Here is an 18,115-nt window from a genome sequence, read left to right as displayed (position 1 = left end):
AGCTTACTCCGCACCAATCATGTTTTCGAGCTGAGCGAGCCCTGATACGGCGATCTTCTGCCCCGCTGTGAGGCCACCTCCGATCGTGGCCGCGCGTAGCGTCTTGCCCTTGAGGACTACGGGCTGCACGGCAAATCCCATTTCCGTTCGCACGAAGACACTGGGAGCCGCGCCCAGCCAAACAACCGCTTGTGCGGGAACCTCGACGCTGCTGATGGCGGCCTGTCTATGTATGCTGAGGGTCACCATCTGCCCCGGAACGACACCGGCCGAACCGGGGATGGTGCCGGTGAGCGTGCTCGAGCGAGTCTTCGGATCGAGCGTGTGCCCAACCGAAAGGACCTTGCCCTTAGTGCCATCCTCCAACGTGATGCTGTCGCCGGGATGCACTTTGCCGACCAACGACGCCGGCAGTTGCGCCTCAACCCACAGCTCATCGCTCGTGTCGAAAACCACGGCCGCTTGCATGGCGCCGATGCTGGCCCCTGGCGCGACGTTCGCCTCGACAATGCGGCCGGCACGCGGGGCGATCAGTGCATAGCTGCCGTCGGGATCGGTCTTGATTTTGCCCAGGGAAACAAGCCGCCGATGCTCATCGACGACAGCCTCAAGTCCTGCGCGCTGCGCTTCGGTCTCGGCTGCGCGCGTCGGAGAGGCGATATTCTTCTCAGCAAGCCCGCGATAGCGTTCGGCGACGGCGCTCGCAACGGCGAGGTTGGCTTCCGCTTGGCGCAACTGAGAGAGCGTCTCGACAAGCTCGCGGCTTGCAATCGTCATCAGTGTGCGACCCTGCTCGACGGATTGGCCGGGCAGAACGTGCACGGATACGACGGTGCCGGCGAAGGGCGCGGGCACAGCAATGCGGCTGTTCATCGGGGGGATGATGGTGGCGGGCAGGAGGGCAACCGCCTCCTGTGTGGCCGGGCGCGCCTCCTCGAGGTGGATCTCGAGACGGTCGATCTGGGCTTGGGAAACGGCGATTTCAGCGCTTTGCACAGACTCGTGCGCCGCCCAGGCGATAAATGCCACTGAAGCTGTCAGACATTTGATTAAAGACATGGGCCGTAACCTCCAGATCGGGTTACAGCTGTCGCACGCGTACCTGAAACCAACCTGAAACGCGGGTGCGTCGCCCTGCCGGACGACATATTGCCCAGGGCATCGAGCTTTTCAGGTCGAATTCAGGTAGAGCGCCTAAAAGTGCGACCTTGGCTGTGGAGGCTCGTCATTCGCATACTGCTGGTCGAGGACGACAATGACATTGCCGCGCGCCTCGTCACCGGGCTGCGCCCGGAAGGGTTCGTCGTCGACCGCGCGCAGAACGGCGAGGACGGCTACGCGATGGGAGCCCACGATGAGTTCGATGCCGCCATACTCGATCTCGGCCTACCCAACATGCAAGGACTGACAGTTCTGCGCAAATGGCGCGCCGCAAAGCGCGACATGCCTGTGCTCATCCTTACCGCCCACGGCACGTGGGCAGAAAAGGTAGAGGGGCTGAACGCGGGTGCAGACGACTACATCACCAAGCCGTTCCATATTCCCGAGGTCGTGGCGCGGCTGCGCGCACTCATTCGCAGAAAGTCCGGCGCAGCGAACTCTGTCCTGACGCACAAGGACATCAGCCTCGACACCGTCGCCGGCAGGGTCGCCATCGCCGGTAAGTCTGTCAATCTCACCGCCTCGGAACTGCGCATGCTGACTTACTTCATGCATCGCGCGGGGCGCGTCATCTCGCAGAACGAGCTGATGGAGCATCTCTACGCCCTGGAGGAAAGTGCTGAGTCCAATACCATCGAAGTCTACATCAGCCGCCTACGGCGAAAGCTGGGTCGCGACATCATCACCACGGTGCGTGGCCTCGGCTATCGCATGGATTGAGAAGCACAGCAATGCGCAGTCTCCGTGCCCGCCTTATCATCGTCGCCGCCATCTGGGTCGTGGCGGGCGTCAGCATTGCTGGGGTTCTTCTGTCCGGTGAGTTCAAGGGCTTTCTGACGGAGCAATTCAACCAGGAGCTGGAAGAGCATCTCGACGAACTCGAAGGCATCGCCGAGGTCGACGAAGGCGGTCGCGTTCATATGCAGCGCGCATTAAGTGACCCGCGCTACTCGGTGCCGCTCTCCGGCTTTTATTGGGAGGTACAGAGGAACGGAGCGATTTCCGCTCGGTCGAACTCGCTCGAAGGGCCCATGCTGCAGGTGCCGATCGATGCGGGTAGCGATGCTCAGGTTCACTACCACAGCATTTCGGGGCCGACCGGCGCGCTCTTGATTGCCGAACGGCTGCGCTGGATGGGCGGAGTGAAGGAGCCGACCCGGATCATAATGGGGACGGACAAACGCCTCCTCGATAAAGTCCTCGACCGGTTCAACAGCGTGCTTTTATGGTCGCTCGGCCTGTTTTCGCTATCCATGATCGTCGTAGCGGGCTTGCTGCTGGCCTATGCCATGGCGCCCATCGGCCGCCTACGGACAGCCTTTGCGAACTACCGTTCCGGCGCAACCGCGGACATGCGAGGTCAATTTCCCGACGAGGTGCAGCCACTTATCGACGACCTCAACAGTCTTCTTGCTGCATCTGGCGAGCAGATTCAACGCGCTCGGGCGCAGGCGGGAAACATCGCGCATGGCCTCAAGGCGCCGCTGGCGATTCTGACCGATGAGGCGCACCAGCTTAGACAGAAAGGCGATGAACAATCGGCCGCGGTCATCTACGAACAATGCCGACGCATGCAGGGCCAGATCGACTATCAGATCGCGCGTGCGCGCACTGCTGCTTCGAGGGCAAGGCCCGGTATCGCTGCGTCGCTCACCGATGCGGCTGACTCTGTCGTCCGAGCGTTGACGCGTCTGCATGCGGACCGCAGCTTGCGCATCGACAACGAGATTCCTCCCGGCGTGATGGCCGCCTGCGAAGTCCAGGATCTGAACGAGATGCTGGGTAACCTCATCGACAACGCCTGCAAGCACGCCAAGACGGCGGTCGCAGTGCGGCTCGACGACAAGGTTGCACCCGGCTTTATCCGGATTGTCGTCGAGGACGACGGCCCAGGGTTGCCGCCCGAGGCATGGGACGTCGTCTTCAACGTCGGAGAGCGCTGGAGAAATGAAGGCGGGGGCTCTGGGCTCGGCCTGGCTATCGTTCGTGATCTGGTGCAGCTCTACGGTGGCAAGATCACGCTTGGCCAATCAGTACTCGGCGGCCTTAGAGCACAGCTCGCGCTGCCCAGTTTGAGCCAGCGAGCCGATTGATGCGGATCAAGATGGGCCGGCCCGCACGTATGTAAGAATTCCACTACCGCGAGGAACAGTTCATGTCTGAGCTCAAAGAATATGCCGCGTGGGATGCTCCTACCCGCTGGTTCCACTGGATCAACGTGCTCGCCGTCATTGGCCTCGTGGGTACCGGCCTCGACATTCTTTTCGGCAATCCGCTCGGACTTTCCGCGCCGGGTAAGGTTATACTCAAGGATGTCCACGTTTCCTTCGGCTACGTCATGGCTGTTAATCTGATGTGGCGGTTTGCTTGGGCGTTTTTCGGGAACAGTTACGCGAATTGGCGTGCCGTTATTCCCGGCGGTCCCGGCTATCTTGCAGCATTGCGCGCCTATACAGCGTCGTTCCTTGCGGGAGAACCCCAACAGTATGTGGGGCACAACCCGCTTGCGCGCATCGCCGTTGCGCTGCTCTTCTTGCTATTACTTCTCCAGGCGGTGACCGGCCTAATTCTGGCAGGGGCCGACCTCTATTGGCCGCCGTTTGGCCATTGGTTCGCGGCGTGGGTTGCCGCTCCAGGCGTCGACCCATCCTCGGTCGTACCGGGGGCAACCGAACTTATCGATCCAACGTCTTACGCCGCCATGCGCGCGTTCCGCAGTCCGTTTGTCCAAGTGCACGAACTCGGCTTCTATGCACTGACCGTTCTGATCGCCATCCACATCGCCGCGATCGTTGTCACCGAAGTGCGTGAGGGCGGCAGCATCACGTCGGCAATGTTCACCGGCCGCAAAATACTTTCGCGACCTCCGCCCGACGCTCCTTAGGATGCGAGCTTGCCTCTGTCGTCGACCTTCGAGGAGCGTCATGGTCGAGGAACGCTTCGCCAGATGCACCCTTGCTGTTGCCGCTCTGCTCGGCCTCATATTCGGCGGCAGCGCATTTCTCGCAGGCTATCCTGCGACGGCTGGGTGGATGTGGACCGCGGCAACGATCCCCGTCGTCATTGCGCTCGCCGTCTCCATCGTCTGCGATTTGACAGCCGGACGTATGGGCGTCGACGCCATCGCGCTTCTGGCCATGTCAGCCGCCCTTCTTCTCCAGCAGCCGCTGGCGGCGATTGTCGTCGCCATCATGTACACGGGCGGAACGGTGCTCGAGGATTATGCGGTCAGCCGCGCCGAGCGCAACTTGAAAACGCTCGTCGATCGGGCGCCGCGGCTGGCGCATCGCCGCATAGATGAGACCATCACGGACGTCGACATCCGTGACGTCAAAGTCGGCGACGCGATCCTCGTTCGCGCCGGCGAGATCGTCCCCGTCGACGGGCTGATCACATCTCCGCGTGCGGTCCTCGACGAAGCGGCGCTCACCGGCGAGCCAATCCCTGTCACGCGGCAAGCCGGCGAGAGCGCCCGCAGTGGCACGCTCAACGCGGGTGACACCTTTCAGATCACGGCAACCGCGACGGCCGACGAAAGCACCTACGCTGGCATCGTGCGGCTTGTGACCGCCGCACAGACTGCCAAGTCGCCCTTCATTCGGCTGGCGGATCGCTACGCGCTGTTGCTGTTGCCGGTGACGATCGTGGTTGCTGGATTGGCGTGGGCACTGTCGGGTGATCCAATCCGCGCTCTCGCTGTTCTAGTAGTTGCCACGCCTTGCCCGCTCATACTGGCGGCGCCTGTCGCGTTCATAGCCGGCGTATCTCAGGCGGCGCGTCGGGGCATCATCATAAAGGGCGGCGCGCCCCTGGATGCTCTGGCACAGACGCATACCGTTCTGTTCGACAAGACAGGCACCCTCACAGTCGGCGGAGCGCGCCTGATCGCGATCGAGACCGCGCCCGGAGAAGACGCTGGCGAGGTGCTTCGCCTAGCCGGTTCGTTGGAGCAGGCTTCGCAGCATGTCGTGGCTGCCGCCATCGTGGCTGCCGCCGTCGGCCAAGGTCATTCTCTGCAGATGCCCCAGGAGGTGCATGAGGTCATGGGTTCTGGCCTCGAGGGAGTGGTTGCCGGGCGGAAGGTCCGCGTCGGCTCACACCAGCTCGTCTTCGGGCAGCGCAAGCTGGACGACTGGGCCGCGCGTGCGCTGCGCCGCGCCTCCTGGCGATCGGCCCTGAGCGTGTTCGTATCGGTCGACGGCCGCGTCGTCGGCGCGTTGCTCCTTGCTGATGAGCTGCGCAAGGAGACGCCTCGCGCACTGCAATCCCTGCGCGCGGCTGGGATTTCCCGCATCGTGATGGTCACTGGGGATCATGCTGACGCCGCTGAGACGATTGCTGCTGCGCTGAATATCGATGCGGTGCTATCCGACCGTGTCCCATCAGATAAAGTCGATGCCGTCATCCTGGAGAGCCGCTTCCACCCGACGCTGATGGTGGGAGATGGAATCAACGATGCTCCGGCACTCGCGGCGGCGGACGTTGGCGTCGCATTAGGCGCTCGCGGCGCCAGCGCGTCGTCGGAAGCGGCCGACGTAGTGATCGTTGTGGACAGGCTTGATCGGGTGTCGGAGGCGGTGATCATCGCCCGGCGTGCCCGGCGTATCGCGATCCAAAGCATCGTAGCGGGCATGGGGCTTTCCAGTATCGCCATGCTATTCGCCGCTTTCGGCTGGCTGACGCCTGTGGCCGGTGCCTTGACGCAGGAGGCCATCGATGTCGCTGTGATCCTAAATGCGCTGCGGGCTCTCAAACCGGGTTGGCACCGACCACGAGAAGTTCTACCGGACAAGATGGTGCGGGCCTTGAGCGACGAGCACCGATTGCTCGAGCAGGAGTTGGATCGGCTGCGATCGATCTCGGACGCGCTAGACGACGCGACCGGCCCGTACGCAGTCGACCTTATCCTCAGCGCGCATGCGATTGTTGAAGACAGCGTTGTGACGCACGAGCGCGAGGACGAAGCTACGCTTTACCCGCGGTTATCAAAGCTACTTATTGATATGCACGGGTTGTCGGCAATGAGCCGGGCACATCGCGAGATACTGCATCAGGCGAGGCTCCTGGCGCGCCTCGCCGGTGGACTGCAGGCCGAGGACGCCGACAAGTACCTCGTCCGCGATGCCCAGAGGGTAATCGGATCCATCGAAGCCCTTGTGCGCATCCACAATGCGCAGGAGGAAGACATATACGAGGCAGCTACTAACACGTGAGCACTTGAACAACGGATCCGTTGGCGGCCCTCGCATAGGTCTTGTCCGCTGCGGGAGGTGTTGCGGTCATATTAAGGTCAGCCCAGTACGGTCGCGACCGACACCATGCGAAAGTCCGCTCTCTCGGCGTTTCGACGTTGCTGAATGAGCACCGCCTACGGAAGATCACGCCACCCAAGGATTAAAACACTCAAGTGGATGAGGCAATACGATGTTGGGGCCCGCTCTCAATACGGACATTCTACCCGTTTCTGATGACGTTGAGGTGTAGGACGGCTCCCTCCCTGCGGTCGGGCCACGCTCTCCTGCGCGGCGAAGGTCCGCGCAGCCGAGCCGCGATACACACCCGCGTCTCGGCCCATGCGGGGAACGATCGTTGCCGCAAGTGGCCCACGGAATGACACCCATTCACTGACGGCAAGTGCCAGGTTGAGACCATGCACCCTGCATCCTACACGCCAGGACGGTGCCACGTTATGTCATTTCCAGGCTTTTATTGACCGCATACGGATTATTTCGTAAAAATATTGGGATACTTTGTAGCCTTTTCCCTTCACCGCATACTGAAACACATTTGGAGACGCCATGACCAAGACACTCAAAATCAATGGAGGAACCGCCGTTCCCATATCCGCAATCCGACGTATCCGCCCCGTCACCGAAGAAGACCGCACGCGCATATCGGAACGCTACGACCAAGTCGACGACGCAAGCAAATATCAGTTGCAGATCGAGTTCGCCGACAAGACCACCAAGCTCATCAAAGACTCACTCGACGACATCCGTGGCCAGGGGGTCGCCGTCGTCAATCTTGGTGGCGATCGCTATGTCCCCGCTGTCAACATCAAGTTCGCTGAGCCCTTCACCAAAGAGGACGCCGACAAGATCAAGGAAAAGGACTATACGTTGACGCAGAACTTCCGTTCACGCGTCGAGACAACCGCCGGCACGGTGCTCTCTTCCGCAACACCGGCGCAGGTGATCGAACGCCGCGAGAAGGCTATCGAACAGCTCCCACAGCCGATGGCCAGGAGAAACACCGGGCTCAAGAACGACGCCGTCTAACTGGACGCTCGCCCTGGTGCCGCTCCTCGCTCATGGCGAGGGCATCATTGCATGGTCTCTCGCGGCCACGGGCAGTCCAAGGGCACTGGGACGACCCAGCCCCGATTCGCGATCTCTTGCGATTCTATTATCGATCATATATTATCATTTAATGCCTAATGTACGCAGAAAGTGATAATATATTGACTATTACTCTGAAAACACCCAATGACGTCCAGGGCGAGCTGCGCCTGCGCTTTCGCGCGCTGCGGCTGAGGCGCAACCTCACCCAGGACGGTCTGGCCAAGCGCTCGGGCGTGTCGCTGCCGAGCCTGCGCCGCTTCGAGCGGACTGGACGCATCGCCTTCGAGTCCCTGCTCAAGCTCGCCCTGGTCCTCGAGTGCCTGTCAGATTTCGACAAAGTCGCGGCCGCAGATGAGCAATCGTTGACGGGTCGCTCGCTCGACGCCGTGCTGGCGCAAAAGCCGGGACGTAAGAAGGGACGTCTGAGATGACATACGTTGCAGCCACATTGCTCTCCGTATTCCTTGAGGGGCGCAAGCGCCTCAAGGTCGGGCGCCTGGCTCTGCAGGACCGGCGCATTCTGTTCGAGTACGACCCGGACTTCCTCGCTTCCGGTATTGAGATCTCGCCCTTCCAGCTACCGTTACGCTCCGGCGTGATAATTGCCGAACCGGCTCCTTTCGATGGACTGTTCGGCGTCTTCAACGATAGCCTGCCGGATGGGTGGGGGCGGCTGCTGCTCGATCGCGCCGTTGAGCGCGCGGGACTTGTGCGTGGCAGCCTGACGCCGCTCGATCGCTTGGCCTATGTGGGCCGTTACGGCATGGGCGCGCTCAGCTACGAGCCGGACTACAGTCAAAGCGAGCGCGAACCCATTGTGCTGAAACTCGACAGGCTGGCCGCAGACGCCGTCATGGTGCTCGCGGGAGAGCAGGGGGCCGTCGTCGACGAACTCCTGAAGCTCAATGGCGCCTCCGCCGGCGCACGTCCCAAAGTGGTGGCACAGGTCAGCGCCGACCGAAAGAGGATCATTCATGGACCGGGGCCGCTTCCGGCCGGCTATGGGCACTGGATGATCAAGTTTCCTGCTCAGTTCGATGAAGCCGACGTGGGCGCCATCGAATACGCTTACAGCCGCATGGCCCGCGCCGCCGGTCTCGACATGCCGCAAACGCATCTCTTCGGCAGTAAAAGGAAGCGGTATTTCGGCATCAAGCGCTTCGATCGTGACGGGGATCGGCGCATCCACATGCACAGTCTCGCAGGCCTCCTGCACACAGATCACCGTACGCCGTCGCTTGATTACGATACCTTCCTCAAGGCCACGCAGGTGCTGACCAAGGATGCGACGCAGGTGGCGGCAGCGTTCCGCCTCGCGTGCTTCAATGTGCTGGCGCATAACCGCGACGATCACGCCAAGAACTTTTCCTATCTCCTCGACGACACCACAGGCGCATGGTCGCTCGCGCCGCCCTATGACTTGACGTTCTCGGCCGGGCCCGGCGGCGAACAGAGTATGATGGTGATGGGCGAGGGACGTGCGCCCGACACCGAGCACTTGCGCGCCCTCGCAAAAAAGCATGGGCTCAAGGGGACAGATGCCATTTTGGATGCGGTCTATGCCGCGATCGCCCGATGGTCCGAGTTCGCGGCAGAAGCCGGCGTTTCGAAGCGCTCGGCTGCCAAGATCACGGCGCGCATCTGTCCGAAGCCGGCGAAACCTGCGAAGCCATCGAAGAGGTCCGCAGCCGAGACCGCGACACCATCAAAGAAAAAGCCTGCCGCCGGCAAACGGTCGTCATCCACAAAGACGCGCAAGACAGGAAAATCGCGTCCATGAGACCACTGGTACTGGCCTCACTCCTTCGTAAGCGCGTTGGCAATCTCGACGATCAACGCACCACCATCATCAATGCATTGGATTTTGTCTTGCAGGGCTGCTGCACTGGACACCGGTCAGCGCGCCGACGGCGTTTGGTGTTCGAACGCCTGCCCTGTTTGACATAACAAACATTATCACACTGACCGATTTTGGCGGAATTCTGCGGTGGGTTGGCGGTCTGACTTTTCATAGCACCGCGACGAGGACTCCAGACGCACGCTTCTCTGGCTCACCATAAACCATGGCCGTTGGCGGCAGATCCTCGCCGCGTCGCACGCAATGCGTGCCCGATCCGCGCCCTTCCCGCCGCAAGGCAACCCCTGGCGGGGCGCGCGTTGCGCGACCTTGCGCCCGGGCGCTGTTCGGGCTTGGCGCATCCGCGACGGCGGCTCCAAAAACCATGCCGGCATCCCGCAATCCGCCTCTCCTAATCAGGGCTTTGTGCCGCCCTGTACTTGGCGAGCTCACGGTAGAGCGTCGGCACGGATACGCCGCACGCGGCCGCAACGCTTTTGCGCGGGATATTTTCCGCAATCAAACGCAACGCCAGCGCCAGCTTCTTTTCACTCATGAGATGCCGCCGACCCAGGCGCTTGCCCCGACCGCGCGCCGCGTCAAGCCCGGCGCGCGTGCGCTCAGCGATCGCACGGCTTTCGAAATCCGCGAGCGCCCGCATCGTCGCAAGGAAATACCGCCCGGACGCACGGCCCGTATCAATGCTGTCGGTCAGCGACTGAAACCCGTATCCGTCGGCACTCAGGGTCTGCACGACCTCGATCAAATGCTGAAGCGAAGACCCAATGCGATCGAGACGCCAAACCACCAGCACGTCGCCGGGCCGCAAGGCACGGAGCGCGCGATTGAGGCCCGGGCGCTCGGCCGCAACGGCAAGGACGCCGTCGTCGCGGAACACCCGCTCGCACCCGGCGCTTCGCAATGCATCGACTTGAGAGCTCAGGTTTCCCTCACCGGCGGACACGCGCGCATAGCCGATCAGCCTCCGTCTGTCCCTACCCGCTTGACCCTCCATATCCTTCATCTGAACCGACCGGCGCTCTCAGAACAGCGCGCTGTCGAAAGCCTTATCCCGGCACACGCGTACGAGGCATCTGAACGGTCTATCCTCAACTTCAAACAGCGGATCATCGACAAAAATGTGGGTTATTAAGGTTTGATAAACAAAACATCTTCACAATTATCAGTATACAGATATTTTTGAGGGGAAACAGGGTTTCGAGAGGGGGCGATTTCACTGCAGAATTCGGGGCGTGCTGCGAAAGCGCCAAGCACAAGGTCTCTCACCGCTCCCGCCAATGCAACGGCGAGCGGTCCTCTTCGCACAATCGCGCCACGAGACGCCAGGCTCACATCCGCCCTCACCTCCACGCCCCGCAGCCATGGTTTAGCCAGCCGATCGCGCACTGCCATTGAGAGAGGCGCCGCATGATGCGCCGGCGCACCCCGCACGGGCCTCTTCGCCGCTTGCGCCAATCGGGGAACGTGCTGTTCACCGTGTTCGCGCTGCTGGCCGGCGCGGGCGTCATCGGCGCGACCACCACCGCGATCTTGCGCGGCCCCGTCGCCAATACCGCCAAACTTTCCAAACAACAGATTGCCGCAACCGCAATGGACGCTGCTGCACGGCTTGTCGGTTCGCCTCACGGACCGACAAATGACTGTGACAGTGACGGCTCGTTAGAGCCGGTTGCATGGCAAGCCCCCGCCGGCAGTGCTCCCATGCCGTCCGGCGGGGGTCTCTTGCCAAGCACGCTCGGCGCGGCAAAGGCCGACCCGTGGGGCAGCGCTTACGGCTACTGCGTGTGGGATCACGGCACGCAATCCGTCTCCGATAACGTCGCGGGCTGCGGCGGCAGCGGTGCGAACCGCCTTCAAGGCGCCGATACAAAAACCGAACCCGTGATCGCGATTATCTCCGCCGGGCCGGACAGGGTGTTTCAGACAAGCTGCGCGGCATGGCTTGATGCCAACGCTGACGGCGCACCCGATAGTCCGCTTGTCGTGCGCGTGAGCGGTAGCGACGACATCATCCACACCGAAAGCCTCGAAACCCTGCTCAAGGCCGGGGGCAGTGCGCAGCTTCCTGAACTGCCCGACGACGCTTGCACGCCGGAAACCATCGGCTTGATGCGCTTTGAAATGGACACGGTGCAGATCTGCACCGAAGACGGATGGGAGGAGCCGGGCACCGCCGTCACGGCCGACGGCACGTTCGCGCCGACGAACGGGGTTGAGCTATCGACCACGCACACTACGTCCAACACGATTACGTTCTCCGGTTATTTCGGGACACGAACGGCGAGCGTCGACAACGGCGGCGCGATCATTGTCAACGGCGTCCATCAAGGCGCGAGCGCACAAATTGCGGCGGGCGATACGGTAGCCTTGCGCGGCGCGGCGTCGGCCACACCCGCGACACCCGTCGTCTATACCCTCACGATCAGCGCGGTGCAGCGTCCGTGGGTGCTGACCACGCGCAACCCGACGCCGGTCAACCTCACCATCCAGCCGACGACGCAAAACACTATGAACGTCACCGGCCCGGGCAACCCGGCCTTTGGGGCGACGGTGAGCTTCCTCGTGCGCAACACCGGCGAAACGCCGACCACGCTGATCGCGTCGCTGTTGTCGAACACGGCGCACTTCTCGTTCGCGACCGGGGGATCGGATGTCGGTGATGATTGCGCAGGAAAAACGCTCGGCCTCAATCAGACCTGCGTGATCGACGTGCGTCCGCGCGCGAGCGACGACGGCACCTATAATGGCACGCTCACCGCGCGCGACGGTGTGCGCACGGCGCAATCTGACTTATCCGGTACGGCGACGGGGTGGATGTGTACGGTCGCGGCGAACACCACATGGACCGTGGCGGGCAAGACCTGCACAGTGCCCACCGCGCTCACCATCGCCAGCGGTTCGTCGGCGGTCGCCACAGATTCAACGCAGCCGACGACCGGCACGGCCACCTATTCGTGTAGCGGTGGCACCGCGACCGTCGCCGCGTCGACGTGCGTCGAACGCTGTACGGTGGCGGCGGGTGCGACATGGGCCGTATCGGGAAAGACCTGCACCGCGCCGACGGCGCTCACGATCAATCACGGCGCAACGGCAGTTGCGACTGACGCCACGCAACCGACAACAGGCACCGCGACCTATTCGTGCAACAACGGCACCGCGAGCGTGACGACATCCTCGTGCGTCGAGCAATGCTCCGTCGCCTCCGGCACAACGTGGACGGTATCCGGGAAGACGTGCACCGTTCCAACAGCCTTGACGATTGCAAATGGCGCGAGCGCGACATCGACGGACTCGACCGCACCGACGACGGGGTCGGCGACTTATTCCTGCGCCAACGGCACGACGAGCATCACGAGTTCAAGCTGCGCGGAAAGCTGCACGGCGAACCAGACGGTAAGCTGGTCACCCGGTTGCTCGGCTCCGTCCGGCGCTGTGCTCGCCAATGGCGCGAACCGCACCATCACCAATACCGCGTCCGGTTACAACGGCACGCGCACGATTACCTGCAACAACGGCACATTGACGCAAAGCGGCGGGAGTTGCGCATCAGCAGCTCCTTGTTCTTCATGGCAAAAAAAGCGCCGATGTACCGGTATGGATATGTGGGATGGGCCTCTTGTTCTCACGAGCCACAACATGGTGACGGCACGCGCGGCATGTGCCGCATGGTGCAGCGCTCAGAGCGCTACCTGCTGTACATACCATTGTGCCCAAATGGCGGACATACCGGATCCGAACGGAACTTGCCCAGGATACGGGATGTGCTCGGCGCGAGGCAGTCTTCCCCTTTATGATGCCGGGTACAACAACGAGTATGCATCCGGTTGCCCATGACAAAAAGGAGGACCAGCGCACGCTGAATTGTATTTGAAGGAATGATGTTTGAAGACGGATTGATTGTTGCACTTATTTTGATGGGCCTGATGGCCTTGTTTGTGGTGCGCCGTGCCTTTAGGCGATCGTTATCCGCTCGCCGCTTCAAACAATCCGGCAACGTGTTCTTCATGCTGTTCGGCGCGGTAGCGATCGCGGGGTTGATCGGCGTGTCGACCATGACGACCATGAAGGGGCCGACGCGCGGCATCACCCATTCCAATCAGGTCGCGGCGGCGAACAACACGCTCTACACCACCGCGCGGATGATCGCCGGGGCGGTTCAAGACGAAGCGGATTGCGATTCCGACGGCATCGTCGAACCGCCGCCATGGCGCGATGCTGGAGGGCTGTCCGCGCCATCGGGCGGCGGCCTTGTGCCTACCGACCTCGGCGCGACGCAGCGCGACCCGTGGGGTAGCGACATCGGCTATTGCGCATGGGATCACGGGCGGCGCACCGTGACGCATGACGTTGCCACCTGCGGCGGCGCGGGCGCGAACCGCCTCGTGGGCGTCGATAGCAAATCCGAATACGTGATTGCGGTCATCAGCGCCGGGCCGGACCGCACGTTTCAGACGACGTGCCATCCATGGGTGGACGCAGACGACGACGGCGTTCCCGACGCCCCGTTGATCGTCACCCCGGCGGGCAGTGACGACATCGTCCGTGCTCAAGCCATCACCGCCTTGTTCGCGGAAGGCACCACCAACCAGCTCCAACAGCTTCCCGACGACGCGTGCACCCCGGACGCGATCGGTACGCTGCGTTATGACGCCGGGACCATGCAGGTCTGCCGCGATGGCGGCTGGCAGGAAGTCGGCAGCGCCATTCAGGTCAGTGGCAGCTTCCTGCCCGTGACCGGCGCGCAGCTGAATAGCGAGCATACGACGTCCAACGGAATCTCTTTTACCGGGTTCTTCGGCACCCGCACGGCGAGCGTCGACGGCGGCGCGGTCCTGATCGTCAACGGCGTCGAACAGGGCAATACGGCCTCGATCGTCGCGGGCGACACGATCGAACTCAAGGCCACCGCTGCGGGCGCACCGGCCACGGCCAGCACCTTCACACTAAGCGTCAGCACGCTGCGCCGGGCGTGGACGATCACGACGCGCGATCCCACGCCGCCCGTGCTCGTCATGACGCCCGCGTCCAACAACGCGATGAACGTCACCGGGCCGGGCAGCCCGGCGCACGGCGCGACGGTGCGCTTCACGGTGCGCAACAGCGGCGAGACGCCGACCGTCGCGCTCGGCGCGGCGCAGCTCAGCAACACCACCAACTTCGCCTTCGACGCGTCCGGCGCGAATGTTGGCGATGCGTGTCAGGGGCAGGTTCTCGCGTATAACGCCACGTGCTTCATCGACGTTCGCCCCCGCGCGACCGACGACGGCACCTATAACGGTACGCTCTCCATCGCCGCCGGAAGCGTTAGCGATGATTCCTCTCTATCCGGCACGGCAACAGGCTGGACCTGCACGGCCAATCAGGACGTAAGCTGGTCTCCGGGCTGTACTGCGCTGTCCGGCGCGGTATTGGCCAACGGCGCAAACCGGACAATCACGAACACCAATAGCAGCTATGACGGAACCCGTGTCATCACCTGTACTGACGGCACACTCGTCCAAAGCGGGGGGAACTGCGTGGAAACCGCAACGTGCGGGGGCGGCGGTTACCCATACGATGGTTATTGCTATTACTACGCAAACGCAGGCCAGAATTGCGATACGGTATGTTCATCGAGAGGGGGGTGCAATCTAGCCGGGACAATTTATATCGGCAGCGGCGCGCCAAATCACAACAGATGCGTTGACGTACTAACTGCGCTGCGTGGTGTGACCACAAGCGTCACAACATCTGCGTCCTCCGGCCACGGCTGCAATTGGAACAACGCTTATCCTCCCGGGAGACGACGGACGGTTTCAACTGTCTGCGCCGGGAGTCACGGCAACATTCGGCGCGCTTGTGCGTGCAACGAACTTGACACGACGCCCGATGCGTTTGCATTCACCGATCAGACCGACGTGACGCTGAGTACGACTATTACATCGAATACCGTCACGATCAGCGGCATCAACACCGGTACGACTGTGTCGGTCAGCGGGCACACGTCGGCGCGGATATCCATCAACGGCGGGAGCTGGGTGACGTCCGGGACGATCAGCAACAATCAAACCCTGCGCGTGCAGTTGACGAGCTCGGCGTCCTTCAGCACGGCGCTCAGCGCGACTGTCAATGTCGGCGGTGTCACGGATAGTTGGAGTGTGACGACACGTGCTGCCAACGGATGTTCGAACACGACGATGAGTTGGGCGCCAGGCTGTTCCGCACCGTCTGGGGCGATGACACATGGGCAGACGAAGTCGGTCAACAATACCGCATCCGGCTATGACGGCACCCGCAACCTGTCTTGCAGCGACGGCACGATCAGCCAAAGCGGCGGAAGCTGCACCAGCGCTTGCGGAGGATTTAGTTATGGTGGCTATTGCTACTATGGGGGAGGCAACAATGAGTCATGCGATACGGTATGCAGTGGGAGGGGCGGATGCAATCTTGCAGGGCTTAATTATATTGGGCCAAACGGTACGAATGAAGGATGTACTACCGTATTGAGTGAGGTGCTTTTGGGTGGTTTTGGCACGGCCGGCTCTACGAGCGGCTCTTATGGATGTCATACGAGAGACGTGGGGATGGGAGGACGTCATAGAATAAGACACACGGCCATGACCAGCTGTGGAGGAAGGCAAAATGCTATTTTTCGCGCGTGCGCGTGTAACAACTAATGAGCGAGAACCAGCGCACGCTGAATTGAATTTAAAGGAATGATGTTTGAAGACGGATTGATTGTTGCACTTATTGTTACGGGCCTGATGGCCTTGCTGGCGCTGCCTGCGGTGCGCCGCGCCGCTCTACGCACATGGCGCGCGAAACCACGGCATCAAAGCGGCAACGTATTCCTCATCCTGTTTGGCGCGGTGATCTTGCTGGGCGGGGTCGGCAACGTGCTGACCAAGATCATCTCCGGCCCGGCGCAGGGCGTGGGCACGATTACGCGGCACGCTCTATCGGAAACCGATCTGGCCAATGCCGCCAAGATCATCGGCGCGGCGGCGCGCGCCACCGTGGGCGATTGCGATGGCGACGACATGATCGAACCGCTGCCGTGGCGCGATCCGGCGGGCGCGCCCGCGCCGGTGGGCGGCGGCCTTGTCCCCGAAGGCACGCCCGCGCCCACGCGCGATCAATGGAAACGCCCGATCGGCTATTGCGCGTGGGACCACGGCTCTTCCACCGTATCGGATAACGTTGCCGGCTGCGGCGGCAATTCTGCGAATCGCCTGAACGGCGGCGACCTGATTACCGAATACGTCATCGCGCTGATTTCCGCCGGGGCGGACGGCGCGTTCCAGACGACCTGCCGCGCATTCGTCGATGCGAACAGCGACGGCGCACCCGATCAACCGCTCGTCCAGAAAACACCGGGCAGCGACGACATCGTGCTCGCCTATACCTATGGGGAACTCTTCGCCGCCGGTGAAGGCGGCGCGACGGGCAATATCGGCCCGCAGCCGGACGAAGCCTGTACCCCGGAAACCGCCGGGTTGTTGCGCGATGAGATGGACACCATTCAGGTCTGTACCAGCGACGGATGGGAAGAGGTCGGCGCGTCGATTACCGGATCGGGCAACTTCACGCCCGTGACCGGTGCGCCGTTGAACAGTGCGCACACATCGACGCCGATCTCCTTCACTGGGTTTCACGGGACGCGGCTGGCCACCGTGGAAGGCGGCGCGATTATCGAGATCAACGGCAACCCGGTCGGCGCGAGCGCGCAAGTCGCGGCGAATGACGTCATTACCCTTGTCGCGAATGCGGCGGCTACGCCGGAAACGGAACGGGTCTTCACCTTCTCCATCAGCTCGATCAAGCGGGAATGGCGTATCACGACGCGGGACCGCTTCCCGGCGGCGCTGTCGATCTCGCCGTCGACGGCGGCGGGGATGAACGTCGCGGGGCCGGGCAGCCCGGCCTATGGCACGGCGGTGAGCTTCACGGTGACGAACACCGGCGAGGCGGATAGCGCGCATATGCAGGCGGCGGTGCTGTCCAACACCACCCACTTTGAATTTTATGTCGGCGGCGGGCATCTGGGTGACAATTGCAACGGCCGCACACTCGCCGGTGGCGGCACGTGCCAGATCGCGGTGCGTCCGCGCGCGAGCAACGACGCAACCTATAACGGCACCTTGGGCGTATCGGACGCCGCGGTGAGCGCGAGCGCGACTCTCTCCGGCACGGCGTCGGGCTGGAACTGCACGGTGGCGGCGGGCACGACATGGACGGTGGCGAGCAAGATTTGCACCGTCCCATCCAATCTTGTCATCGCGCATGGCAGCACGGGCGCCGCGACGGATTCAACCGCGCCCACAACCGGCTCGGCGACCTATTCCTGCAGCGGCGGGACCGCGACGCTCCAAGGCGGCGCGACCTGCGTCGAGAGTTGTTCCGCGAACCAGACGGTAAGCTGGGCACCCGTTTGTTCGGCTCTGTCCGGCGCACAGCTCGCCCATGGCGAGGGGCGCACGATCACCAACACCGCGTCCGGTTATACAGGGACGCGCACCATCACCTGCAACAACGGCGTGCTCAGCCAAAGCGGGGGGAGTTGTGCGTCGGCGTGTGGCAGTGGGGCTTATGCCCTTGATGGGTACTGCTACTATTATGCAAACGCAGGTCAACACTGCAATTCCGTTTGTACATCCAGAGGTGGATGTGATTTGACCGGTACTAGATACCTTGGAAGCGATGCACCGAATAACGATAGATGTGAACCGCCCCGGGTTTGCCGGAGGCTCCAACTCTTGAGAGACTGGAGCCATGA

12 protein-coding genes are annotated in these 18,115 nt (G+C 62.3%); 10 read left to right on the top strand and 2 right to left on the bottom strand.

Annotated elements, in window-relative coordinates; translation table 11 throughout:
- Positions 1–3: 3 nt before the first annotated feature.
- Positions 4–996 (bottom strand): efflux RND transporter periplasmic adaptor subunit, encoded by a 993-nt coding sequence (locus V7082_RS09490; RefSeq protein ID WP_334147946.1) that lies wholly within the window; start codon positions 994–996, stop codon positions 4–6.
- Positions 997–1,200: 204 nt separating this feature from the next.
- Here V7082_RS09490 and V7082_RS09485 point away from each other — a divergent pair, with 204 nt between their 5' ends.
- The 7 genes from V7082_RS09485 (at position 1,201) to V7082_RS09455 (ending at position 9,282) form a co-directional block, all read left to right on the top strand.
- Entirely contained in the window at positions 1,201–1,881 is a 681-nt protein-coding gene (locus tag V7082_RS09485; RefSeq protein WP_023786335.1) for a response regulator transcription factor, read from the top strand.
- 11 nt (positions 1,882–1,892) lie between these two features.
- Positions 1,893–3,254, top strand: a complete 1,362-nt coding sequence (locus V7082_RS09480) for a sensor histidine kinase (RefSeq protein ID WP_023786334.1) — start codon at positions 1,893–1,895, stop codon at positions 3,252–3,254.
- Between the two features lie 62 nt (positions 3,255–3,316).
- Positions 3,317–4,045, top strand: a complete 729-nt coding sequence (locus V7082_RS09475; RefSeq protein WP_023786333.1) for a cytochrome b/b6 domain-containing protein — start codon at positions 3,317–3,319, stop codon at positions 4,043–4,045.
- Positions 4,046–4,085: 40 nt separating this feature from the next.
- Positions 4,086–6,374, top strand: coding sequence for a heavy metal translocating P-type ATPase (locus V7082_RS09470; RefSeq protein ID WP_334147942.1), 2,289 nt, complete (start codon positions 4,086–4,088; stop codon positions 6,372–6,374).
- 585 nt (positions 6,375–6,959) lie between these two features.
- Entirely contained in the window at positions 6,960–7,439 is a 480-nt protein-coding gene (locus tag V7082_RS09465) for a hypothetical protein (RefSeq protein ID WP_334147940.1), read from the top strand.
- Positions 7,440–7,621: 182 nt separating this feature from the next.
- Entirely contained in the window at positions 7,622–7,933 is a 312-nt protein-coding gene (locus V7082_RS09460; protein WP_334147938.1) for a helix-turn-helix domain-containing protein, read from the top strand.
- Entirely contained in the window at positions 7,930–9,282 is a 1,353-nt protein-coding gene (locus V7082_RS09455; protein ID WP_334147936.1) for a HipA domain-containing protein, read from the top strand. The genes V7082_RS09460 and V7082_RS09455 overlap by 4 nt, the downstream gene beginning before the upstream one ends.
- Before the next feature lie 469 nt (positions 9,283–9,751).
- Here the strand turns inward: V7082_RS09455 and V7082_RS09450 are convergent, their stop codons facing one another.
- Positions 9,752–10,354, bottom strand: coding sequence for a recombinase family protein (locus V7082_RS09450; protein WP_334147997.1), 603 nt, complete (start codon positions 10,352–10,354; stop codon positions 9,752–9,754).
- Between the two features lie 413 nt (positions 10,355–10,767).
- Here V7082_RS09450 and V7082_RS09445 point away from each other — a divergent pair, with 413 nt between their 5' ends.
- The 3 genes from V7082_RS09445 to V7082_RS09435 all read left to right on the top strand — a co-directional run.
- The gene (locus V7082_RS09445; RefSeq protein ID WP_334147934.1) at positions 10,768–13,194 is read left to right on the top strand and encodes a hypothetical protein; all 2,427 of its coding nucleotides are present in this window, start codon (positions 10,768–10,770) and stop codon (positions 13,192–13,194) included.
- 44 nt (positions 13,195–13,238) lie between these two features.
- Entirely contained in the window at positions 13,239–16,016 is a 2,778-nt protein-coding gene (locus V7082_RS09440; protein WP_334147933.1) for a hypothetical protein, read from the top strand.
- A gap of 39 nt (positions 16,017–16,055) precedes the next feature.
- A partial coding sequence (locus V7082_RS09435; RefSeq protein ID WP_334147932.1) for a hypothetical protein occupies positions 16,056–18,115 on the top strand: 2,060 nt, incomplete at its 3' end.

This window comes from Hyphomicrobium sp., assembly GCF_036833075.1.
Classification (GTDB): Bacteria; Pseudomonadota; Alphaproteobacteria; order Rhizobiales; family Hyphomicrobiaceae; genus Hyphomicrobium_C.
This window is presented reverse-complemented; position numbering and strand designations above follow the sequence as displayed.

Coding starts and splice junctions, on each gene's coding strand:
- V7082_RS09480 (WP_023786334.1), top strand. CDS start 1,893: ATGCGCAGTCTCCGTGCCCGCCTTATCATCGTCGCCGCCATCTGGGTC.
- V7082_RS09475 (WP_023786333.1), top strand. CDS start 3,317: ATGTCTGAGCTCAAAGAATATGCCGCGTGGGATGCTCCTACCCGCTGG.
- V7082_RS09470 (WP_334147942.1), top strand. CDS start 4,086: ATGGTCGAGGAACGCTTCGCCAGATGCACCCTTGCTGTTGCCGCTCTG.
- V7082_RS09465 (WP_334147940.1), top strand. CDS start 6,960: ATGACCAAGACACTCAAAATCAATGGAGGAACCGCCGTTCCCATATCC.
- V7082_RS09455 (WP_334147936.1), top strand. CDS start 7,930: ATGACATACGTTGCAGCCACATTGCTCTCCGTATTCCTTGAGGGGCGC.
- V7082_RS09450 (WP_334147997.1), bottom strand. CDS start 10,354: ATGGAGGGTCAAGCGGGTAGGGACAGACGGAGGCTGATCGGCTATGCG.
- V7082_RS09445 (WP_334147934.1), top strand. CDS start 10,768: ATGATGCGCCGGCGCACCCCGCACGGGCCTCTTCGCCGCTTGCGCCAA.
- V7082_RS09440 (WP_334147933.1), top strand. CDS start 13,239: ATGTTTGAAGACGGATTGATTGTTGCACTTATTTTGATGGGCCTGATG.